This window comes from Tolypothrix tenuis PCC 7101 (genome assembly GCF_963874875.1).
Taxonomy (GTDB): Bacteria; Cyanobacteriota; Cyanobacteriia; order Cyanobacteriales; family Nostocaceae; genus Aulosira; species Aulosira tenue.
Genome location: NZ_CAWNJS010000001.1, coordinates 4,971,514 through 4,994,071 on the forward strand (window position 1 = coordinate 4,971,514; position 22,558 = coordinate 4,994,071).

Genomic DNA, 22,558 nt, shown 5'->3' on the forward strand with positions numbered 1-22,558 from the left:
GCTTCAAGCTGGATATCGGAGATAAAGCAAATGGAAAATACTCAAGAATTTTTGAACGCTCTTATTATCGGGTTGATTTTAGCTTTTACAACGTTGATAACATTGAATTTATTTGTTGGTTTATGGGATTTATGGAAGCAATCGGGTAAGACTTCCTTTAGTAAAGCTGTACACTCCTTAACTCACAAGCAAGAAGCCGAAAGAATAAATTCTCTTCCCTATCTCAAACCTGTAAGTAAGATAGTACAGATCAATACACAACTTGCTGATTCTATCGCTTCAAATACAGCAAATAATGTTGATACAGAATCTCTAGCAGTTTTGATACAGCAGTTACCACAACCTCGTGTTCGTACCGCAGCAAGACGCTTGGGTATTCCAGACAAAATTGATGGACATTATCAGAGATTGGCAGTTTTGCGATCGTATTTACAAACCTTGTTATTGTCTCAACCAACAGAAGTAGCGCGGGTGTTGAATCAATTGAACGCTCAATAGCTCCCATCGCGTTCGATATCGTTGTTTGCTGCAACCACATTTGGTTGAATTGAAGGTAAATTACGCCGCTCAAATTTTCCAGTTTCCGGAATATATGCAGCGATCGCTTTTCGGTGATTAGATGCAAAGTCTATAATACCAATGGTTTTTGGGCTGCAAATACCAATAACTATATCATCTGGCTCCCTTAGGAGTGCGATCGCATCTTCTAGCGATGCTGCACCTTTAAACTCAACCTTAATATTCTTCCGCTCTGTCGCCAACATCTCAATAGTTCTCTGATTCTGTGAGGACTTATCTGAGTGTAATGAAACATCAACAAAGCGGACTGTATCATAACCCCTCTCCACTGCACGATCAACAGCGCGTCGGAGCATATTACACAAAACTTGCTCTGTTTTGGCTTGCAACTGGCTGTCAATAGATGAGCTAAAAAATAGGACAGTTGCAACTGCGGAATTATTTTCATGTTCTCCCACTGTGATTTCTGGAAACTTAACACTGCTGCTATCAATCACAATATCCGCATAACTAACCGGAGCATTATTAAGCATACCAACAAAACTAAATCCTTGAAGTTGTCTACCAATAGCAGCCAGTCTGCCCTGTAAAAAATTGACTGACTGCTTATTTACTACTCCCAATATTTGATTATCAAGATAAGCAACAACAGTTGGTGCTTTTCGCTCTTGAGTTTGACGCACATCCAAAGTAATATTTACTTGTTCACCAAACCATTGACGAGTTGCAAAAGCATATTGATTAACGCTATCAATTTGCAATTTATGGTCAGGATTTTTCAAACTGGTAATAATAAAGCTCGTACTGGGAGCAGAAGTAATAGCTGCAATTGCCTCACATCCGGCTAATAAATGAGGAGAACGAGCATCCAATGTACCAAGCGTTTTACCCTCTAAAATTACCCAACGGGCAGTTTTAGTTGGGTCACGAGGATGCACGCTATCCTCAAATTTAATCGGTACTCTTTCACATTGAAAATTCTGAAAGGCATACTCATTAAATTGAGTACCAATTACCCTCATCTGGTTAAACTGTAACTGCTGGAGTTGACTTATAATTTTGTCAGGGAACACAGCAAATGCCACACCTGCTCTCTTGATTCCCGAATAATTTTGGCTTTCTTCCGTGTGGCTAACATCGTGAATAGCTGCTGCAAGTTGTAATCTTTCTGCTTGTGGAGTGCTATTTATAATTGACTCAATGTATTCTTTAGCTTGCTGTTTCAAAGCATCAATCATGCCATCACTAATACCAAAATGAAATTCAACCTTACCTTGTTTAATTGACATTCCTGGTTTGAGGTCGTATTGTTGCATCGATTTCAGACTAACTGTACCAATAGTCATATCTATTTCTTGACCATCTACATTGTTGAATTTAACTGTAGCCTTCAATGAATGTGGCATACTTTTAGATGGTGTTCTTTCTTTGATTCTGATAGTCAATTTATCAGCAATCCAAAAATCTGGATTTTTAGCTGGAGCAAACTCTACTAAATTAGTAATTTCTAATTTTCTACCACTGGTTGGCGAAGTAATTACTATATATGGGCCGGATTCAAATTTATTCCTTGACTCAAGCTCCAGGCGCTGCTTGATTAATGAGTTATAGTCACTCTTGATTTCTTGAGCTTTTTCTTTATGTAGTTGGTTAAATTCGACTCCAGGATATAAGTTTCTAAATTGTTCAATTGGTCTAGCTGTAATTTGGTTCTGTTCAAAAATCTGATTGGTTTGTTGAATCATTAAATCAATTGGACTGTAACCATTACTCTTCATACCGCGATTAGTAAAAGCTTCTATATTTTTCTTATCGGATAACCATGCAACTTCTTTATAAGCAGTTATCGCTTGACAGTATTGAATAATCGACTTATCAGGACGTAACGCACTTTTTGGCCCATCCGCAGCAACTTGTAGCTCATTTCCAAGTTCAGCAACACAATCTTTTAAAACTTTTTTGAGTAAATTTAATTTTTTTTGTTCTTCAGTAGCACTTAGATAGTTGATGCTTGCTGGAGCAAGTTGCTGGATTTGCTGTATTATCTGTTCTGGTATTTTTAACTTACCTTGCTGATATCGTTGTAAAACTTTAGCTAAATGTATAGATACTTGTTTGAGATAATCAGATTTTTCAATTTGGGGCATTGCACATAATTCACATTGCAGTGCCAGATTTTTCTGGATTTCATTAGCAATAATCCCAATCTGATTATCCATTGCGAACAGCAATTGTAATGTTTCAGGTGCATCCTGAAGCATTACTTCTAATTGTCCAGTTGCTACTAATACAAGAAACAATGGGTCATCTGGCGATAGTCCACAACTCATTGCAAAATCGAGAACTCGACGTTGAAATTCTTCACTCTTACCCTTCAAAACCTCAGCCAGTAAATTCTGGGGAGTTTGGGGTGTATGTATATGCGTCATTTAATTAACCCTGTTTCTGCAAAGGCGGTATAAGCTTCTTTGAGAAAGTTCTTGACTCGCTGCTTCGATACCACCTTCAAATCTTGATGTGCGATCGCATCTGAAAAAGTGATTTCTAAGCGGTCAATCATGTTACGCTCCCAAAAGGGGAATTTTGGGAAATCCATAACGACGAACTGATATTTTCGTGCTGCGGCTGCCAACTCTGGCATTTGGTCTATGTAACTCCAGTCATCGCACAATCCCATATTCTTGACAAAAACGTGAGTTATCTTATCCCCTAAATCAGACAAAGATTTGAGGAAGAAGTTAACCGAGTCTACTCCACCAGTACAGACAAACCATTTGATAAAAAATATCGAATGCTCTTGACCTAAATCAGCCAAATTGTTGCGTGTTATCCAGTCACTAAATTTTGTATAAACCTGAGCAGGTAAATTGACAATTACTGAGCTTTCAAAAGCTAATTCAAAAATTTTATCCGCTTCTTTTGCTTGTTTTTCATCATCACTAAAGAAAGCTACCTCCGCATGAGGATAAATTTTGCTAATGTCCTGGTTACTCGTATCTGCATCGATAATCACCATGTGGTAATTGATAGATTTGCAATATTCAATAAAGGCTCTACAAAGGAAAGATTTACCACATCCTCCCTTTTCCCCATCAATAATGTGGATGGTTGTTGACTGTTTGAAATCTCTCTTATTATCTAATGTGTCAAAACCATTAGCAGGAATTAGTTGTTGAATTTGCTCGCTGCTTTCATCATTAGCTATTGATTCTAAAACTGCTATTTGTTGATCATGTACTCCATTTGAGCTTGATAAATCCCAATCATGAATAGAGGCATCACCATCAAGTTCGCGTTCCCAATCTTCACCAAATTCCAGATTAGTTGGTGAGTCTGTCGCTTCTACATGGGAATTATCTAAATTATCAGGTTGACCGTGATTAGATAAACCTACTGAGAAATTAGCTGGATTATTCTTGGGTCTACCTCGTCTTCTTTTTCCTGGTGTTGCCGTCATATTTATAGTTATCTATTAGTCAATAAAACTGCCTACTTGGAGAGAAAAATTACATCTCTAAATAGGATTTTCTACAAAAAATTACTTAAACCTGTATCATCATAAGAATGATTTCCTGCATGAGTACGAAGCTCATCGATAGATGTATTTGCCCCATGTGTTGCAATCACTTTGGCTACTTGTAATGGCCTTAATTGAGTTAATTGTGACTGAACATCTAAAGAAGTATCTTCCAAGCCTGCTAATTCCAAAATCTCTTTTATCTGCTTTCTTAAAGCTTGAACTGAAGCACGCGCCACACGCCGTATCCGTTCTTGGGAGAGAGAATCCTCAGCTATTGCATAAGGTAGCCAAAATGACCGCAGCGCCAAAAGTATCATTTCAGTTTTACTAGTAATTTGATTGTCTTGGATATACTCCATCAGTTGCATATCCATCTGCTTACGTGGTTGATATCGCCAGCGAAAATCTATTTGCTTAGACATTACAGACCTCTGGAGCTCGCCTTGTGAGTAGGAAAAAAACTTTGATGGACTTGTTCTGAAAAATACAAAAATACGCTGTAAACATCAGCCAGCCTAGTTCCCAAACCGTAACTATCAATTTGTTCAGGTATTTCTGCACCTACTCCCCACAAACAAGGAGTTCCGGGATAGTGCGAGTTCAACTCTTTTCTCAGATAGTCCGCAGTACCACCGCAAAATAAGATTTCGTCTACCGAACTGATAGAAATTACTTGGTCTAACCAACTTGTTAGTACGGAAGCATACTCGCTTCTAGAAAGCCTTACTGCTTTTTGAAGTTGTTGTAATTCATGCTGTTTATTGGCTAAAGAAGTACTTCTCAATAATCGGAAAAAAGGAGTTGTGGATATATCACTACCAGCAGCAACCACAGCCGGAGCTAATTTAGAAGCAGTTTGCCCAGATGTCTTGTCCAGTATTTTCTCTAAAAGTCGTATCATTCCTAAATCAGAAGTCTTACCATCAGCTGCTACTATGCCCTTATTGCTGATTAACACTGATGCATTTCTGTAACCTATCATTGCTAAGGCAATGACTTTTGTTTTGATAGCTTGTCCTAATTTCTTTTGGTAAGCCAGATAAATTCCTGCTCCTTCTGGTAAGCATTTAAACTCGATTAACTCCACAAGCATTCTTCCAGTTGGTGTGACGAAGTCAGCGAGTACAGTTAAAAGTTGTTTGTGGAAACTTTCTTTATTCTCTAACTCCCCTGGTGGTAGTAAACAAGCAAGTGCAAGCCGACATTTCATCCCTAATTTCAGCTTTTGTGAAACTACCCAAAGAGCAGATACCGTTTTGGCGATCGCCCGCTCATATTTCAATTCTTTCAAACCCTCGTTGGCATAATATTTACTTTTCGCCAAATAGCCCACAACAAAGGTTTCACCCATATAGTTCACCCATGCGATGTTCTCTGGTTCTGTTGCACCTAAACTCTGTGTGTGTGAAGTAACTGACTCCAAGGAGACTTTTAGTACTTCCGGTTCCATGACCAAGGACGATGGATTATGTTGCTCAAACGCACAATAAATTCCCTTGGTTGCACTTCCCCCAAAATCCAAAGCCAAAATTAGCAAGGGTAAAGAATTATTTTTCGCTTGAGTATTCTTACTCATAATGTTAAACAAATTTAATGCAATTAAAGCTGTTTAATTTGAAGGAAACTAAAGGTAAATGAAGGTTAATTATTAGCCTTCCTTATCAATGTTTGGGTAATGATCTCGGAAAAATTCCTTCAACTTCCTTCACTCAGATTGTGATATTTCAAAAATCTGTTAACTACTCTCAGTACATCATTCCATCTCTCAGTGATTTCAAGGAAGCGTTAGCGGTTGGAAAAATTTGAGATAATCCAAACAATAAAATCTTTTTTATTGCCAAGGTAATTTGTACAATATTCCAGCTTGTGATGATTTTATTGGTGAAACACACTACACAATTTGTTCTGGCTAATTCCTGAAAAATAATTGCAGTGATATTCAAAAAGTCCAAAATTTTCAATACCAAGAGCAATATCAACATCCTCTATTACCAGACTAAAACTAGTATTAGCGCAGCTTATCAAAGGCTTGAGAAAAAAATAATTCACTATCTTCGACTTTTTTGTGATTTGTTTCCTTCTCTACCTTGGTAGCGAAATGTTCCTATTTCGCGCAATCGAACAATCGGTAGATTATGTACTTGGTTGAAATGCACTAAAAATCATCAGTATAAAAAATTTGAAAATTAAAATTGTTTATTGGCTGGCAAATTTACCATAAAAAATAGCTGAGTTTCTTCCTTCGCAAGGATTACAGCGACAGTTACTTGAAAAGTAATTTACGTATAATCTATTGGGTTACGAAAATTTCTATTACATTTTTTAACAAGGAATAATTGCGTTTAAGCGGATTTTTACGTTTATATACGCAATCAAAATAAATCAAAAAATACTAATATTACGTAAGCCACTAGATAGATTTTTTAGTACATTAAATTACTCAGTTCGTCTAATTAATTACGAGCGCGTTAAAAGTGTAAAAGACAGGTTATCGATCATTAGTTCAGGCAAAATTTGCGTTACATATCACACTATGCCCTTCGCAGTTTGTCGAATCCAGAAAATCAAATCTTGGGGATTATTGGCTGGAAAAGAAGCACACACATCAAGAACTAGGGATACGCCAAATGCAAATCCGCAAGTAACAAATGTGCAGCTAATTGGCAGCTCTGATGACGCAAATTTGGCGACTTTAGTCAAAGATAAAATTGGTTCGCAGAAGATTCGCTCGAACGCGGTTCTAGCCGTGGAAATCTTGCTTTCAGCCAGCGCAGAATATTTTCGACCCCACGCACCTAATGAAGCAGGAATTTACGACAAAAGGTGCTTGGATAATTTTGTGCAAGCAACAATCCATTGGTTGTCATGCTTTTGGGGAGATCGCATAATTCGGGCAGAACTGCACTTGGATGAAATTACACCACATATTCACGCTTATCTCGTGCCTTTGGATGAACGAGGTAAGCTCAACTGTAAAGCATTATTTGGCACTAGGAATAAACTCTACTCCTTGCAAGATAGTTTTGCTGAGGCTGTTGCACATTTAGGAATTTCTCGCGGTATCAAAGGAAGTACTGCTACCTACACAAAAATCAAAAAGTATTATGCTGCTGTGAATCAAGATTCTCTTGTTCTCGACTTGGAAAACTGTCTCCCCCAACCCCAAGCACAAGAAACTAGTGAATCTTACCAACAGAGAGTAATTGAAGTTTTGAGTCCTCACGTAGAGATAATTAACTACCAACTTCAGGAGCGATCGCGCATCCAAAAACACAACACTCAACTAAAGCAAACGGCATCTAAAAGCGAACAATTACGACGACAGCTAGAGAGTGAATTGCAATTACTGCGCCTCACAACCAGCAATCAGCATGACTTATCTTTGGAACTGGTAGCCTACGAACTAGGGCTAAACCAATATCAGCAAGTCAATAGCAGTAGTAACAGTCCACTTGATTTGGTGATGGAGATTAATAAATGTACATTCGATGATGCAGTTGTTTGGTTGCGCGATCGCTTTGGTGAAACGGCGATGTTAACTGCGGTGACTCACCATGCTCAACAGCAAGCAATAGCGATCGCGCAACGAACTCCAGCAAGTATTTTCATACCGCCGACACCAATGCACAGTCGTTGGAAAGAAGTAGAGAATTATCTCACAAGCACTTACTCAGTTCCTCAAAAACTAGTACAAACGCTTCACCAACGTAATTTGGTTTACGCAGATTTGGCAGGTAATGCAGTTTTTCTAGCGCGGAGTCTTACTCATGAAATTACAGGAGCTTATTTATACTCTCCTTTTGAGGCTAGTGATCGCTATAGTTTGTATCCTGGTAGTAGGCGCTCATGTGGTTGGTTCCATGTGAGTATGGGTGGAAACTCAAACGCTCCCATAATAACAGCTGTGTTAGCTTCTTCACCTATGGATGCACTGTCCCTAATGGTGTTAAATTCGTCCCATCACCACAGAACACTATACTTGGCAGTTGACGATAGCGATCGCCTAGCAGCGCTGCAAGCGCATTACTATTTATTACCAGTAGAATTTTTGCAAACCGTACAAAATATAATTATTGCTATGCCAAAAAAAACAAAAGCGGCAATTCAAAAAATTTTACCAAGTGCAACACAGATGGAGCAAAATAATAGCTGTAAAAAGCAATTACACCAATCCTACGTAAAGGAAAACCATGTTGAATTGGAATGATGCAAATAAAAGATGATTCTACATTTGAGTTTTTTTAGTAAATAATTTTTAAATATCTAGCATTCAATTGCTTATATTCATCAGCTGCTTATTTTTTTATTATTTTTGTAAATTTCAATCATATCAATTATTTTTCAAGACACAATAATGTTGTGCTCTACCCATTTGTCGAATTATTTTTTAACCTGGTATTATTTATGTATTTATATTCAAATTAGGTATAAAAAATAGTATCTAAAATTGCATCATCTATTGATTTATTATTTTTATATTGCTAGATAAATATTATGTATTTGATAAAACTAGATTTTTAAGTTAGTATAAAGCAACAGATGTAAAATTTATGTTAGTTTACAAAAGTGTAAGTATTGCTGATTCTAAAATAGATAGCAATGTGAGCGCTACACATCTAAAGCATCTATATAAAAATATTAGGGTGACATTAAAATAGCTAATTAATAGTTCCTATGTGAATTATTAATTATGAATAATATTCGCATCTACTTAAAGATTGCACAATGTACAGCGACCTATAACAAAGGTAAGCCAGACTTATTTGTCTGGTTTTCATACAAAAATGGGTGAGTAATTATCCTGTAAATAACTGATTTTTATCTGACTGATGATTGAATTATCATTAGATATTTTTCAATGACAGGATGCAATTATAGTAGCCCTATATCCTGGAAAAATTGAACTTTAATGAATAGAAAGTTGGCAGTTTATGAATCTACCCAAGAACATAAAAACCAACCAAAACCTAAAATTGAGCCAAGCAACAAATTCTGAGCCACCGAGAACAGTTGTAGCACAATGGCATTGGAAAAGACACGTATGGGCAGCATATCAGTTACCCAATGGTGTCAAAGTCATGAGTGAACGACAAGTAGCACTAATCGTTGGAAAATCAAAAACAGATGTCAGAATATTTGCAGAGCAGAAACAGCTAGAGTCAATAATTGTACAGATTCCAAATGGGAAGATAATTAAAGGATATACGCTACCAGCAGTAGCAGTTTATCTGAGACAACTTTTTGAACAAGGCTATTTACTAGAACATCGATTATCTCTAAGTCGTAGTGAATGGAAACAATTGATTGAAGCCTTGTCAAATCCAGAAAGAGGTAAAGCAGTCACACCAAATCCCTGCTTTTTTAGCGGTAATTATCGACTTGCTAAGGCTCAAACTATCCAAATTAAATTGGAAAATCACATTTATTTACAAGTTTTAGTTGTAGCACCAGGAGAATACCGGATAGGGTATGACGAAGGAATGCGCTGCATTCATTCCAACTGTGAATGGTTAATCGACAATTCCCCTAAGAGGGCAAAAACCCTCTCGAAAATGAAGTTATCAAAAGAGATTGTAGAGTGTAGAGTTAATACACCAGAGGGAGTCAAACAGGTTTATACACTTACCTGCGAAGATTGGTTATCCGTTTGGGAATACTTTGCTAATCGGGGAAATACGCGGGCAACTGCTATTTTGAAGGCTTGTGCTCAGGAGAGTATACCCCTAAGAGTTGCTAAGGCACTTTCACAGGGTCAATAATTCTTAGATAATCCTAATTTTGTAACCAATTGGCTTCGCTTCAGGAAAATTTTCCATAAGCGTATCCTAAGAAGATTCACCCCAGTAGCTAGTAATTGCGGGAGCGAAAACCGAAGTATCTTGAGTGGAGCTAGGTTGGCAGATATATCTTGCCTGATTCTCAATTGCCAATATCCTATCAGTATCCCGGACATACAATGGCACCATCGCCTCCCTTTGGGCTAACAATTGCTCCAACCCAATTTTCATTTCCTGTCCCTGATGAAATAATTCACGCGCTGCTTGAGATACTATCCGCGCCAGTTCTGCACCCGTACAATTGAGTGTTTTATTCAGAATAATCCGCCATTCTTTCTCACTGAGCGGGTTACTACCGTTACGGTAACGCTCGTCAAATCTCCCCAAGTGCATAATTAGAATTTCTTTTCTCTCAATAGCTTGAGGAAATCCTACGTAAAATATTTCATCAAATCTTCCCACCCTGGTTAATTCTGGTGGTAGTGCATCTAATCGATTAAGGGTGGCGATCGTAAACACCGCAGTTTTCTTATCTTGCAACCAAGTTAGCAGCGTTCCTAAAATTTGTCGCGAGCCGATAGCTTCGCCCGATTCATCAGACGCAGCAAACAATTTATCAAACTCGTCAAAGTAAAGCACAGCAGGAGTGCAAGCTTCTACTCGTTCTAGTAACCTTTTGAGATAAATGGCACCAGCACTCATAACGGCTGCGGTATCTACGCTCACAAGAGGAAAACCCAAAGTCTTGGCGCTGACTTGTGCTGCTAAAGTTTTCCCCGTCCCCGGTGGGCCTACGAGTAAACAACCTTTGGGAAGGGGAATATTAGCTGTTCTAGCTTCGGGTGAAAAGTCCTGTTTAACATTTTCAATATACTTTTTGAGCAAATCCAATCCCCCAAAATCTGGAAGATTTGGCTGAGTCACAAAATTCAAGTTTAAAGCACGAAAGCGATTTATTTTGTAATCAAGTAAGTATGAAGCTACTGAATTAATATTTAGTTGCTTGGAAGAATTAACTGCTAAAGTCAATCCTAAACGAATTTCAACAGCCGTTAAACCAGAAGCTGCATTGACTATAGCAGCGATATCGCCATTGCATGACAATTCACCTAAAAATTTCGGTAAAAGCACTTTGATGAAATCAGCAATTTCTTCATGATTTGGTAATTCTAGCAAAAGAGTTGGAATCAAACTGCTTAAAGATTGAGGTAATTCTACGTTCTCATTTGTCAGAATAATCAAATACTTGGATTGGACAGAGCTTGCCCAATCATAATAGATATTAATTATTTGGGAAATTATTTTATGAGAAAAATTTTTGTTGCTTGTAATATTACCTGTTAAAGATGACAAATTTTCTAAGATAAAAATTCCATCTTGGTTACAGTTAGACAAACAATTAAGAGCCGAAATCATACTTCCATCACCAAGCTGTAAGCAAGTCAGTTTTATGTTTAAAAAACTGACTTGCTTTTCTAAATCAGATTTTACTTGTTTAAAATATCCCCAACCAGCATTCCACAAATAAATGGGCAGATTTCTTTTGATTGCACATTCATTATAGATTCGCTGCAATGCTGTCATCCGTTCTAATAGTGGGACAGTTACAGATACAATAGGCACACCAGATTCTATTAACAAATTCAAGTTAGACAATTCCATGTGATGAAAAACTATCTTTCTAATCCGTTACTTACAGCTTTTTGGGATTGAGAAGTGCTTATGTTTTGTTGTTGGCGAATAGGTTGTAATTTAGGTAAGATCTGCTCAAAATAAATTAAATCCCTCTCGTTCATAGTGCTTTTCAATTTTCCTCCAGACTTTTCTAATAAAGTCCCTCGCTCATCTTTAGCATCAATGCGTACTTTGCCATCAGGGGATGCGTGCCATTTATAAGTAAATCTGCCATCAATTTCTACATCTCTTTGTTGAAGGACAGCATATTGCACAAGAGCATTAGTAACCCTTTCTACACGAGCAAAATACTCAGCTTCTTGCTTACCAACAGGAGCGAAAGATGTAGGAATGGGTTCATTTCTTTGTAGAGAGCGTTGTAATATATCAATATCTTTAATATGAGTTGGTTCCAGATTTTCTTTCTCAACTTTTACAGCCAAAGGAGTTGAACGAAACTGCATTATTTGCTTGTCTGTGGCTAACTCCTTCACTTCATATAAAGTACCATGACGAGAAATTTGATATTCACCTGTTTGGTAATGACTTTCTCCCGGTTGTGTCTGGAGGTGAAACAAGTTTTTTAAAGATGCAGCCCATTGATGTTGCATTGACTTCTCTTTAAACTCCTGTATCCCCATTTTTATGGCAGAATTCACGCTACTAACTACAATGGAGACATTATTAATTGTCTGTTGCCACCAAGATGTATTTTGAGGTTGCTGTAACCTTTTATCAATTAACTGTTGATATAAATTATGTTGCTGCTGTAATGCTTTTATTTCTGCTTGCAACTGCTCAAGTTCTGCACTTAATAGGATTTTTAACGGGCTAGATTCTAATAGTTCTAAAGATTGTCTTACTCGTGTTGAGCCAGGAGTTGTTAATAAATTTGTATCCGCACTAACTTTGGGTTCTTGAATAGTATCTGGTGAAGAAGATTCCGAATCATCAATTTGGTTGCTATTATCCCTATTATCTAAATTGCTCAAATTTTCAGAGCTTGCTGTTTGAATACTTGACTGGGGCAATAAAGTATTAATAATTACCCTACATTGATTATTCGATTGCAAAACAACTTGCCCATCTAATTCTACCCTCTTATTAATTGCTCCCTCTACTATTTCTCCAACTCTTGTAGAGCGTAATTGTTGCAGTTCGGTAATAAGTTGAGGATTTAAAAGCTGTCCAGACAAAGACGAAACCTCATCACGAAATTGATTAGTATCTCGCCCATAAACTAATCTATCTCCATCAAATATTTGCAATCCCTGACGCTCGTTATTATCCTGTTTGGCATCTATAATCGCTCTGAGCAAAGCTTCAATTACTTGTTCGTAATGCTGTTGAATTGCAATTGCATCACCAGAGTTAACAGTAAAAATATCAGGCATTTTTCAAGAAGTGAGTGGTGAGTAGTGAGTAGCTAATAGTAAGCATTGAGTAAGTCGCATAATATAATTCCTGGCAGAAATGCATATTTTTTTCTTTGTTATCTCTTCAACATCTTCTTCTTACTACTCACCACTCCCTACTCACTCTCTCTAATATTTGTATGCGATTAATTACCAGTTCTGAACCAACATAAAAAACAGCTAACTCCCCATCGAACAACCAAGCAATAAATTCGCTTTCTGATTGAAATGTTCGCGAACATTCATAAGAAAAGCAGCCGTGAACTCTACCAGCTAATAAGCCATGCTGATCGAATACTTCGATTACTTCTGGACAATAAGTTGTATCCAATAAAGGTTTATGGAGGGCTGAGTGAAGCATGTCCTGCCACTGAGGATAATTTGATAATATCGAGAAAACTTGTGGACTCCAATTAACTTGTGTCTTTCGCATTTCCTTGACCATCTAAAATACGTTAGCTAGTTCTTCTGGTGAAGGTAAATCCCCAGTATGTTCGGGTATAGGAAATAATTTCTGTGCTAGTTCTTGCCTTTGCTGAAATTGTTGCGATCGCTCTGAGTCAGTAATTTGTAGAGAATTGTTTTGGATCAGGCGTGAGCGCACAAAATCCCACTTTGCCTCTGACCAGTTCATCTCATCAATATCAGATGAAGGAACCTTAACCTTTTGTAGCAGAGGAATATAGGCTTCTGTACCACGAGTGTATGCAGGGTTGATGATTACTGCCCTACCCGTACCCATCTTGGTGAACTGTGCTGGTTCAAATAAATGTCGCTTTTGGTGATGTTCGTTAGAACTGCGAGAACCGCCGCCTTTGCCAATACTGCGGGATTTAGAACTAAACTTGATTTCCATCTCTCCCAGATAATCGCTGAATAACTTCGCAGATTCTGGATCTTGGGGATTGAAAATAAATTTGGTTGCTGTACCTCCTAAAATTGCCCTTGCTAATTCCTTTCCATAAACTTTCTCCAGCTGGGCAATGTTTTGATATCCCAAAATACCAACAAAACCATCTTCGCGTCCTTCATTTAACCAGTTGACAAGCGCTGGTAAATAAAACGTTGGCAATTCATCCAATGCAACTATCAAAGGATCTTTACGCGGTCTAGTACGGGTGATATTGCGCGTCACAATCATGTGTAAAATTGCAGCCAGCAGAGGGCTGACAATATCTCGATTATTCCGATCCAGTCCGAAAATAATTAATTGCTTACCATCTAAATCTAGTGGTAGTGTAGTCTTTCCACAAAAAGCACCAACAAAATCACGTTTGAGAAAACGTTGAAACATCCTTTGAGCAGTTCCAATAATTGATGCAGCAGTCTTTTCTGAATCCTTAACACTGATTAACTGGGAAAGTGGGCGCGAAGTCCAAACTTTCAACTTGTTCTTTGAGGCAGCTTCTAATCTGGCTGGCAAATTAGGTAAAGATAAAATCGCCTGAGCCATCATCAAGTCGCAGTAGTTATCCTCACCAGTCAGAGTTTTTATCGCTTTAGTAACGAGTAAAATTCCCTCAACTAAGCTATCTCCAGCTTCCTCAAAAAACTTATCACTACTAGCATTTCCTCCGCGATCAAAGTTGCGGGAGATGACTTGAGTAAGTTGTCCTGCTGCGATCGCATCTTCCTCATCCCTCAACAAGTCCAACGGATTGCAAGTTTCGCTCTCAGAGAACCCCGGCGCAAATACTTTAACGGTGTAACCTCGTTTAATTGCATAGGCTACAGCTCGTTTAGTCTGTGCCGGAAATTTGAAATCGTAGAGCAACATGGGAAAACCCTGGTCAAAAGCACTACGAATTAGAGGGTCTATTACAGAGAAAGTTTTACCGGAACCAGCTGCACCAATAACAGCTATTCCCCTCTGGGCATCAGGAACATATAAAGTTGAATTGGGGGAAATAAATTGCTTGTAAAATGTTGGTTTGGTTTTGAGTAACCCAGCCTCATACCATTGTTTTTGAAGATTAATTCTGATGTCATCAGGAGTACCAACATACAATGCGACAGAATTACGAGTTGGTTTTGATATTTGTTTTTTCGCTTGACGCGCAGCTAATGATTTTTCACGACTCCCACCCCAATAACTAGTGGCAACTTTACCTTTAGAATTACGGACTGATAAAACTTTAAAAATGGCCACTACTGCAAAACAACCCAGCAATATTAATCCCGATTGTGATTTCATTAAGTCTGTCAATCTTTCTATCTGCAAGCTTTGGACTGGGGCAGATTTTACTTGCCGTACTTGGAAATAATTACTCATAATTTTAATTTCCTAATGAACCAACAGCCGTCCAAGTGTCGCCAAAGCGCGTATATCGACCAGAATCAAAGCAATAATCAGTACGAGATACTATATTTTCCATGTCTGTTGTCTGAGTAAAAATTAAGCAAGGAAAAGCTTGTAGAGCGCGGCTTGAAACCCTAATCAAATCTTCTTTTGGTGGTAAGTGAGGATTAGCTATAACTTGCAAAAGTAGTTTTCCTGATTCGTGATAAACCTGATACAAACACCCACCTGCACCACAAAGCTGAGGCGAATGAAAATCAAATACAAATACATGGACACCATCACTAGAGCTAATTGGCATCACTTTTACAGCTTTCTCATCAAGCTTATTTGTAGAAACAGAAGCTAGCACTTGTTTCAATAAGCGCTCATTCACTACATCTTTGGCACTTTCCCAAGTAGGTGTACGACTTTTATTGGATGAGGAATTAAATACCCATAAAAAACAGGCTAGTGTTAAGCTCAAAAAAGCTAAAAGTAACATCAAAATTATCAAGAGTTTTATATTATATTTTTTCAGTTGTTTTGGCATAGCTAACTACCCTGAAAAATTATTTTAAGCAGCCCATTGATTCCATAGTTTTTAAATATTTATTAGCAACGTTACTGCCATATTCTTTGACTGAATTTTCTTCTCTAACATCACTAACCAACTCATCAGCAGGAATACTCACACCAGCAAAATGCATTTGAGCAGCACGTTCAATTAATCTGCTTCCTCTAAAAGGCTTGCCTGTAGATGGGTCAATTTGTTGTGATGCTGTTGATAATAAGTTATTAGTTTCAATTTCAATTAAAGATTGCTGATCGGTGGGTGAAAAGTACTGCATCATTTCCTCACCAGTCACTTCTTGACCTATATCCAACTTGGTGAGGAATTGTGACCCACCAGATTTACTTGATATGATCTTCCTTACATCAGAACGATAGGACATCAATTCCATTGCACCCAGCGCTCGACCGCAATTACCATTCGAGTCACAAACATAACTACCCACAGCGTTATAGTTATCTTCAGTACTCAACATTGCATTACTCAAAGCATCAATATTAATACCTGATGAATGAAGCTTTTTACAATCACCTTTCGCTGCTGGTATTAAATTAGATAGCGCATTTCCAGATGTTATCGGAGACTTATTAAAAGTAAATCCACTACTTTTTAATCCTGTGGGAGTAGAGACAGAATTTTTACCCTCATCAATAGCACCTAAAAATATCGGTTCTTTCTCCTTATAACTCATGAAAGGCACAGGGCCTATAAAGTAGGGTGTACATCCCAAATCAACAAAATTATTCCGCATACAAACCCGGAAGAATAAAGCTTGGGTAATCATTCCATCAACTTCCGAGACATCCCATATAGCCACCTTGAATGCATCACCAAAAGGTTGTCTACCTGTGGGTTCTTTTCCACGATTAACAGAACCCAATATACCTTTACCACCTTTGACTAACTGATACTTACCGCTAAACCAAGCTTTACCGTTAACAGCAGGTGAACCAGATAATTCAGTATGGGCGCAATCTCGATCGCATGGTACAGCAAAGCCTTCTTTATCGCTTCCGGAAATAGTACGATTTCGCTTTTGTTCGTCGGTTGCAAAGGCAATATCAACTATTCCGACTTCCGTACCTACAGGGTTGATGGGATTGGGGAACTGAGAAAATGGTACTTTTGCTAGTCCAGGTATTTCGTCAATGTAAACCCCTTGCCATTTTTCAAAGGTACTAATGGGAGTCACTAATAATCCGGGAATTGAATTAAGGTTATAAGATTTTAAATTCAATAATGACAAACTCAATTTACCCAAATGGGGAGATTGTTGTAGCAAATTACCTATAGTTTGATTGGTATCGAAGGAATTGGATAAGTATTGCTCAAGTAAATCAAGAATAAATTTAACTTCAAAAACATGAAATTCCTTTAAATCAGGAATAGCTTTCACCAAACTTTCTAAGGTTTGAAACTTAATCACACCAAAGCTTTCTAAGTTCAGTTTCTGTAAATCCAAGTCAACAATTTGGGCGATATCGGTAAGTGAAAACTTTTGGAGTTGGAAAGAATCCTGAAAATCACCTAGCATTGTAAACGAATCAGGCTTTTGTCCCGCATTCCAAGTACGAGAGGGGTCATATCCTAATTTATCTGTCACTCCTGGAGGTGCTTGAAATGAGCCTGATTCGCTAATTGCTGGCATTTTAGAAAAAGTAATTCTGTTCCAATCTGGTAACCGGGTATTTTGCCAAGATATTGTGGGAATCTCTGGTTGTTTTGATATGCCTTGTTGCTGCCATGTAATGATAATTACACTAAAGATTAATATTGCTAGCCTTAATCCTGGCATCAATGCCAAATACTTATTTGAGAATTTCATTGTCTTTGAATAAATATTTTTTCGGAAAAATGTTAAATATTTAGCGTAAAGTACCGATTTGTGAGTTACTTCCTAATTCGATTAAGCGATTGACTAACTGTAAGGAAATTCCACTTCTACGGGCAGCATCATTGATTAAATATCCCGACTTCATTAATATCAAAAAACTCTTTACTCGTCTTTGTAAGCGAGAGTTAGGTAAAATTAAACGTTGTTGCTGGGCAATTTCTAATCCCGAACTAATAAGCTGTAGATTTGTGATATTCGTGGCGCTAGGCAAATTTTTGATTTCAGGTTCTTCTCTTAAACTTGGTGTAACTTCAATAGTGTGATATTTAGGAGCAGTATCGCCCATTGCTACGCGAAATACATATACTTTTCGTCCAGAGTTACTCTTTGTTATTACCGTTAGCAAACTGCTATTTGTCTTGGGTAGTTGTGGTATTTTGAGCGGGTTGATTCGCCGTAAATGCAGTACAGTAGCACCTGATTGTTCGCACTTCTGCGCCAATCCTGATAGACAACCATCGACATCTAATGAAGCGAAAGCCGGATTATCCAGCCAAACTTTCTCGACTATCTCGCCACTCTTGATAAATGAAATATTCACCCCATAGCCGGATGACAATTCAATCAGAGGTATATTATTACTGTTACCAGTCGCTATATCTTGTGAAATATTCCTCACTCCTTTTTTTAAATAATTTTCACCTCTTGCTGATTGCCAAAAAATAGTAAAAGTCAGAACAGTCGAAATAACACTCAAATTTTGTAAAAAAGCCTTCATAACTAAAAGTGTTTACAACTGAAATGATTGATTAACAAAGACTTGAATATCTGTACCAGCAGGGATGTACCACACTTCCTCTCGTTGCTGAATTTCTGCAAGTGCTTGTTGATTGCGCTGAAGAATTTGTTGAGTGAGCGGTTCAAATCCACCTTCTAAAACTGCTCCCAAAATATTTTCGCTACCTCCACTGATAGAAGAAAAAGTATTTGTACCACCTAACCCACTAGATGTTGATATTTGTTGAGATTTGGGTTGATTTAATACCTTACCGACTTTGGCAAGGGAACCTACTATAAATGTTTCAGCATCACGGGAAGCAATTTCTCCACCTTTGTCACTCCATTTCGATGCGATTAAAGGTTGACCGGAATTACCACGAATACTAATTGCTCCTGGTGGAAGCAGATATTCCTTACCATCAATTAAAACTTGTGTGGCTTCGAGTTGAACAAGTCCTGATTTTTGAATATCAGTAACTTGAGCAACGATTTGAGAGCCTTTTGGTAAAGCAATCAAACCATCTTCTTTGGTTAAAGGTTCGATAAGTTGGATAACAAACTTTTCACCTGATGTTGTAGTTGGTGATTTGTTAGAAGAGTTATTAGTTGAATCTTTACTCCAAATTAGCGGAGTTACTAACTTTCCAGATGCAGAGGCACCAACTTGTAATTTTTGTATCGGTTCGCCATTGATAACTACTGCTTCTTCTGTATACAGGGGTTCAGGTTCAATGCTATGAGTAGATGCTGTTGAAACCAAGGTAGTACAGGGAATTTTTATTGATGAATTTGGTTGTTCATTGGCTATAGTATCCAAAGTTTTACCGTTTGCTTGCTCGTTAGTTATAGATGCAATTTGCGTATGACCATAACTGCCCAAGCGACTAATTTTTGCCCATTCCTCTATTGGGTCAACAGATTCTTTTGTGTTTGGAGGTGCTGCGCCTACGGTGGCTTGAAATCTAGGAACAGAAGCAACACGAGGCAAATCATATCTACTGTTTTCTTGTATTGGGTTACGAACAGAAGAAACCTGGGCTGGGCGTACTTCTGTGTCAGAAATTCGATTAATCCGGTTGTTTGAATCATTTTTGGAGAAAACTTTGCGTTGAATTGTTGTTTTAGGGCTTTTAGAACGCTCGAGCGATCGCATTTTTTCTGCTTGACTACCTAAAGCTAATTCTGCTTTTAGTTTTCCTGTTTCTGTTTCTTGAGGATTTGCGTTATCAGCCATTTCTACTTTTGGTTGGTCAGCTTTTTGATTAGCAATTGTTGGTGTCACTCTGGATTTACCAAACATAATGCTATTTAAAATAGTTGCTCCAGCACCAAATACTACAAGCATAACCAACCCAACTGCGCCAAACTTTGCAAAGGGATTACCGTAAAAAGTAGGCTGAGTTTTGCCTGTTTGGGGGTCATCAAATAATTTGTGGATTGCAATTGTATTATGTGTGGATTCGTTACTAGCGTTCTCTGTTACGTCAATGTTATTAGATGTTGGTTCAGCAGAGTAGATAGAATTTTTTAACTGACTTTCATCATGAAACCCGAGTAATTGAGCAAGGCTAGCCTCATCCCAATTTGTATCTGACTCATAGCTTTCTTTGAGATTATTCTCCTGCATTACAAATTTTCCTGTGCTAAATCTCGAATCGCATAAATTTCCAAGCCGCTCGCACGCATTTGATAAATTACTGCTGCTAAACCATCAACTTGATTTGGCGATTCTGGTGGGACAACTGCCCTCACAAATATTTCTTTATTAAATTGAATTGTTTCTCCTAAATTGCTATCCTGAGCAACAATTGTCAGGTTAGCAACCATCTTGACTTTCCATTTACCCTCAGCAATTTTTATCGGTGATTGAATTGAAAGCGGGACTAAAACTACTTGTGTCTTGCCTTGAAAAACTCCTGATGGTGTAATCGCAGCCAGCGCTTTTAAAAACTCTTTACGAAAATCTTCTGATAAGGCATAAGATGCCTGCCATGCTGCTGATGTAATCTTACTACTTCTAAATTCTCTGTTGCTAATATTTACACCAGGATCAGGTTTTGGTTTAGCTGCTTCTTCAACAGTACTAGGTGGTAGCGTTCCCGACCAATTCATCATCAAAGTCATTGTGTCAGAAACAAAACGCAGAATTACTTGAGGAGTGCGTTCTAGACTACCAATAGGTGCAACTTTAATAGATTTTCCTGTCTCTAGTTGTACTAAACTTGGAGGCGCTTTTTTATTTAACTGTGAATAGGAACCATACAATAATAAAAGTATGAAAAAAGTAATGAGGTGTAATCCAAAAGTACCTAAAGCAAATAATGCTAGTGCGTCACCAGTTGAAACACTTTTTGACGCACGATTTAAAAATCGTAATCGATTTTTTTGTGCAGATTCTGAATCTAAAATAGCCATAAACAATGTTTTAGGATTTATTAACTATCCTCATCACAACCGAAGAAAGCCCAAAACTCGCCAGACTGGAGAAACTTCTAAAAATTGCCATCCCGCCACCCGCAGCTAAAACTACAGATAAAATGGGGGCGAGAATACCAATTGCAAAAGCAAAAATCATCGGGTCGTTGTTGTTAGCATTCAGCACTATTGTGGCGACCAAACCAGAAATAATATTGAAACAAAGCTTGATCATTCCGACGGAAAAGAACCCAGTTAACCAGGCAAAAATTGCTTTATTACCGACTGGAAGTAATGAACCTCCTACTGCAAGCGGGCCTAAGAGGGCAGTCAGTAACAGACAAACTTCGACTATCCATTGAAAAGCGATCGCCAATGCTAGCAACCAACCCCGCACTGTTAGCTGAAAAATGTTGGTGTTGAAAAAATCGCTGATACCTTTGAGCCAATCGGGGCGATTGTCGTTATCTAGCTGGGATTCTATCTCTTTAGCTTGCTTAGAAGCATTTTGCAGACATTGGGTTTGTTGCGTCGGATCAGCGATGGCATTACATTGAGCGATTAATGATTGAATAGCATCTCCCTTTCCTGTCTTGAGCATTACTTGCTGATAAGCTTCTTGCAACTGGATAGAAGCAGATGTGGAAGCTAAAAGAGTTTGATTCGTTTGGTTAATAATTCCTCTAAGTCCTTGGGTAACAGCGGCTAATGGTTGAGCATGGTTAGCCAGTAGAACAATGACAACAATGGGCCAGATTATTTCTGTAAATCCCCTGGAACTGTCACCATCTATCATTTCTTTCGTCCATTGGACGATGAAAATTAGGAGAGTACCAACTGCGAAGAAGATGCCGAGATTTGCGATCGCACTATACAATCCTCCACTTAAAACATCGTTCCACAGCTTATCTATTGACTTGGCAACAGCTTCACTCGCAGCTACACCATCTTCGGTGATTGTGGAAGCTGCTTGTCCAGGGTTCGGCACTTGAGCTTGGGAAAGAATTAGTCCGTATCTCAAAAAATAGTAGAACATCCAGGTGCATCTTCAACTAAAATAACCGTGCTTGTGATGCAGTTCTCAAATTGCTGAAGCCTTGACCTACAGTTTCTTTTTGACGTACTTGATTTTGACCATCCAATGAGCGGGAAATATTAGTCAAGTTAAGATTCGCCAAATCTTGAGATTGTTTTGATTTCAATCCATCAGTTCTCATTGCTCCTAAAATTCCCGCTATTTGGGTATTTTGTTGAGCCATCCTTTTCATGACATTTTGGGTAACAACATCATCTTGAGCAGCACTAGCATCAGCCTGAACTTGTTCAATCGAAGTTTGGGTTTTTTTAACTTGCTGTTTTGTAAGTTCTTGCCCTTCTTTACTCAAAGTTGTATCTGAATCAGCACGGGTAATTTGACGGTCAATTTCATTGCTTACTTTGTCAACGCTATTAACTGCGCTATTATTTAAAGCTGCAATCTCTTCAATCTTTTCTCTCGTTTCTGTTGCATCAGGTAAACCCAATGCTCCAACTGATTCATTAACTGCTGCTTGCAAATCCCCCTGCAAAGATTCTGATAAATTCTCTAATTTACCAGAGACTACTGAGTCAATATATTTATCTAGAGAGCTTAATTGCTCTTGCCATTGGTCGAATACTTTAACCAGAGGGTTTGGTATCTCTAATGCATAGGCACTTGAAACGCCAATTGTTGATATTATGGGTATACCAACTATGCTTAGTGTCAATTTATTGAGCTTGTTCATACTCTG

18 protein-coding genes are annotated in these 22,558 nt (G+C 38.1%); 3 read left to right on the forward strand and 15 right to left on the reverse strand.

The window, feature by feature from the left end; translation table 11 throughout:
* Positions 1–30: 30 nt before the first annotated feature.
* Complete coding sequence (locus tag AACU25_RS19760; RefSeq protein WP_096578510.1) at positions 31–498, forward strand: hypothetical protein; 468 nt, start codon at positions 31–33, stop codon at positions 496–498.
* Here the strand turns inward: AACU25_RS19760 and AACU25_RS19765 are convergent.
* The 4 genes from AACU25_RS19765 to AACU25_RS19780 all read right to left on the reverse strand — a co-directional run bounded on the left by AACU25_RS19765 (position 492) and on the right by AACU25_RS19780 (position 5,615).
* Positions 492–2,948 (reverse strand): DUF6753 family protein, encoded by a 2,457-nt coding sequence (locus tag AACU25_RS19765; protein ID WP_321206654.1) that lies wholly within the window; start codon positions 2,946–2,948, stop codon positions 492–494. The two genes, AACU25_RS19760 and AACU25_RS19765, sit on opposite strands and share 7 nt — an antisense overlap.
* Positions 2,945–3,976 (reverse strand): P-loop NTPase family protein, encoded by a 1,032-nt coding sequence (locus AACU25_RS19770; protein WP_096578512.1) that lies wholly within the window; start codon positions 3,974–3,976, stop codon positions 2,945–2,947. The genes AACU25_RS19765 and AACU25_RS19770 overlap by 4 nt, the downstream gene beginning before the upstream one ends.
* Positions 3,977–4,047: 71 nt before the next feature.
* Positions 4,048–4,461, reverse strand: a complete 414-nt coding sequence (locus AACU25_RS19775) for a hypothetical protein (RefSeq protein ID WP_096578514.1) — start codon at positions 4,459–4,461, stop codon at positions 4,048–4,050.
* Positions 4,461–5,615, reverse strand: coding sequence for a ParM/StbA family protein (locus AACU25_RS19780; protein ID WP_096578516.1), 1,155 nt, complete (start codon positions 5,613–5,615; stop codon positions 4,461–4,463). The genes AACU25_RS19775 and AACU25_RS19780 overlap by 1 nt, the downstream gene beginning before the upstream one ends.
* A gap of 957 nt (positions 5,616–6,572) precedes the next feature.
* Here AACU25_RS19780 and mobV point away from each other — a divergent pair.
* Both mobV and AACU25_RS19790 read left to right on the forward strand, forming a co-directional pair.
* The gene (mobV, locus tag AACU25_RS19785) at positions 6,573–8,246 is read left to right on the forward strand and encodes a MobV family relaxase (protein ID WP_096578520.1); all 1,674 of its coding nucleotides are present in this window, start codon (positions 6,573–6,575) and stop codon (positions 8,244–8,246) included.
* A 724-nt stretch (positions 8,247–8,970) separates the two neighbouring features.
* Entirely contained in the window at positions 8,971–9,798 is an 828-nt protein-coding gene (locus AACU25_RS19790; RefSeq protein ID WP_096578522.1) for a hypothetical protein, read from the forward strand.
* 66 nt (positions 9,799–9,864) lie between these two features.
* On the opposite strand, the gene AACU25_RS19795 is transcribed toward AACU25_RS19790, so the two are convergent.
* The 11 genes from AACU25_RS19795 to AACU25_RS19845 all read right to left on the reverse strand — a co-directional run bounded on the left by AACU25_RS19795 (position 9,865) and on the right by AACU25_RS19845 (position 22,552).
* Positions 9,865–11,439, reverse strand: a complete 1,575-nt coding sequence (locus AACU25_RS19795; RefSeq protein WP_339382048.1) for an ATP-binding protein — start codon at positions 11,437–11,439, stop codon at positions 9,865–9,867.
* Between the two features lie 50 nt (positions 11,440–11,489).
* Positions 11,490–12,884, reverse strand: coding sequence for a hypothetical protein (locus AACU25_RS19800; RefSeq protein WP_096578526.1), 1,395 nt, complete (start codon positions 12,882–12,884; stop codon positions 11,490–11,492).
* A 127-nt stretch (positions 12,885–13,011) separates the two neighbouring features.
* A complete protein-coding gene (locus AACU25_RS19805) occupies positions 13,012–13,266 on the reverse strand; it encodes a hypothetical protein (protein ID WP_321206655.1) in 255 nt (84 codons plus the stop codon).
* An 84-nt stretch (positions 13,267–13,350) separates the two neighbouring features.
* Positions 13,351–15,177, reverse strand: coding sequence for a type IV secretory system conjugative DNA transfer family protein (locus AACU25_RS19810; RefSeq protein WP_096578528.1), 1,827 nt, complete (start codon positions 15,175–15,177; stop codon positions 13,351–13,353).
* A gap of 4 nt (positions 15,178–15,181) precedes the next feature.
* Entirely contained in the window at positions 15,182–15,736 is a 555-nt protein-coding gene (locus tag AACU25_RS19815; RefSeq protein WP_096578530.1) for a histidine kinase, read from the reverse strand.
* 19 nt (positions 15,737–15,755) lie between these two features.
* Positions 15,756–17,582 carry a hypothetical protein gene (locus AACU25_RS19820; protein WP_096578532.1) on the reverse strand — a complete coding sequence of 609 codons (1,827 nt, stop codon included), beginning with the start codon at positions 17,580–17,582 and terminating at the stop codon, positions 15,756–15,758.
* A 40-nt stretch (positions 17,583–17,622) separates the two neighbouring features.
* Positions 17,623–18,270, reverse strand: a complete 648-nt coding sequence (locus AACU25_RS19825; RefSeq protein WP_321206656.1) for a hypothetical protein — start codon at positions 18,268–18,270, stop codon at positions 17,623–17,625.
* A 111-nt stretch (positions 18,271–18,381) separates the two neighbouring features.
* Complete coding sequence (locus AACU25_RS19830) at positions 18,382–19,998, reverse strand: TrbI/VirB10 family protein (protein ID WP_096578536.1); 1,617 nt, start codon at positions 19,996–19,998, stop codon at positions 18,382–18,384.
* The gene (locus AACU25_RS19835) at positions 19,998–20,786 is read right to left on the reverse strand and encodes a hypothetical protein (protein WP_096578538.1); all 789 of its coding nucleotides are present in this window, start codon (positions 20,784–20,786) and stop codon (positions 19,998–20,000) included. The genes AACU25_RS19830 and AACU25_RS19835 overlap by 1 nt, the downstream gene beginning before the upstream one ends.
* Before the next feature lie 10 nt (positions 20,787–20,796).
* Entirely contained in the window at positions 20,797–21,822 is a 1,026-nt protein-coding gene (locus tag AACU25_RS19840) for a hypothetical protein (RefSeq protein WP_096578540.1), read from the reverse strand.
* A gap of 16 nt (positions 21,823–21,838) precedes the next feature.
* Positions 21,839–22,552, reverse strand: coding sequence for a hypothetical protein (locus tag AACU25_RS19845; RefSeq protein ID WP_096578542.1), 714 nt, complete (start codon positions 22,550–22,552; stop codon positions 21,839–21,841).
* Between the last annotated feature and the right edge of the window lie 6 nt (positions 22,553–22,558).

Bases quoted from the DNA above. Each gene is read 5' to 3' on its own strand.
- AACU25_RS19760 (WP_096578510.1), top strand. From the start codon at position 31: ATGGAAAATACTCAAGAATTTTTGAACGCTCTTATTATCGGGTTGATT.
- AACU25_RS19765 (WP_321206654.1), bottom strand. From the start codon at position 2,948: ATGACGCATATACATACACCCCAAACTCCCCAGAATTTACTGGCTGAG.
- AACU25_RS19770 (WP_096578512.1), bottom strand. From the start codon at position 3,976: ATGACGGCAACACCAGGAAAAAGAAGACGAGGTAGACCCAAGAATAAT.
- AACU25_RS19775 (WP_096578514.1), bottom strand. From the start codon at position 4,461: ATGTCTAAGCAAATAGATTTTCGCTGGCGATATCAACCACGTAAGCAG.
- AACU25_RS19780 (WP_096578516.1), bottom strand. From the start codon at position 5,615: ATGAGTAAGAATACTCAAGCGAAAAATAATTCTTTACCCTTGCTAATT.
- mobV (WP_096578520.1), top strand. From the start codon at position 6,573: ATGCCCTTCGCAGTTTGTCGAATCCAGAAAATCAAATCTTGGGGATTA.
- AACU25_RS19790 (WP_096578522.1), top strand. From the start codon at position 8,971: ATGAATCTACCCAAGAACATAAAAACCAACCAAAACCTAAAATTGAGC.
- AACU25_RS19800 (WP_096578526.1), bottom strand. From the start codon at position 12,884: ATGCCTGATATTTTTACTGTTAACTCTGGTGATGCAATTGCAATTCAA.
- AACU25_RS19805 (WP_321206655.1), bottom strand. From the start codon at position 13,266: ATGCTTCACTCAGCCCTCCATAAACCTTTATTGGATACAACTTATTGT.
- AACU25_RS19810 (WP_096578528.1), bottom strand. From the start codon at position 15,177: ATGAGTAATTATTTCCAAGTACGGCAAGTAAAATCTGCCCCAGTCCAA.
- AACU25_RS19815 (WP_096578530.1), bottom strand. From the start codon at position 15,736: ATGCCAAAACAACTGAAAAAATATAATATAAAACTCTTGATAATTTTG.
- AACU25_RS19820 (WP_096578532.1), bottom strand. From the start codon at position 17,582: ATGAAATTCTCAAATAAGTATTTGGCATTGATGCCAGGATTAAGGCTA.
- AACU25_RS19830 (WP_096578536.1), bottom strand. From the start codon at position 19,998: ATGCAGGAGAATAATCTCAAAGAAAGCTATGAGTCAGATACAAATTGG.
- AACU25_RS19835 (WP_096578538.1), bottom strand. From the start codon at position 20,786: ATGGCTATTTTAGATTCAGAATCTGCACAAAAAAATCGATTACGATTT.
- AACU25_RS19840 (WP_096578540.1), bottom strand. From the start codon at position 21,822: ATGTTCTACTATTTTTTGAGATACGGACTAATTCTTTCCCAAGCTCAA.
- AACU25_RS19845 (WP_096578542.1), bottom strand. From the start codon at position 22,552: ATGAACAAGCTCAATAAATTGACACTAAGCATAGTTGGTATACCCATA.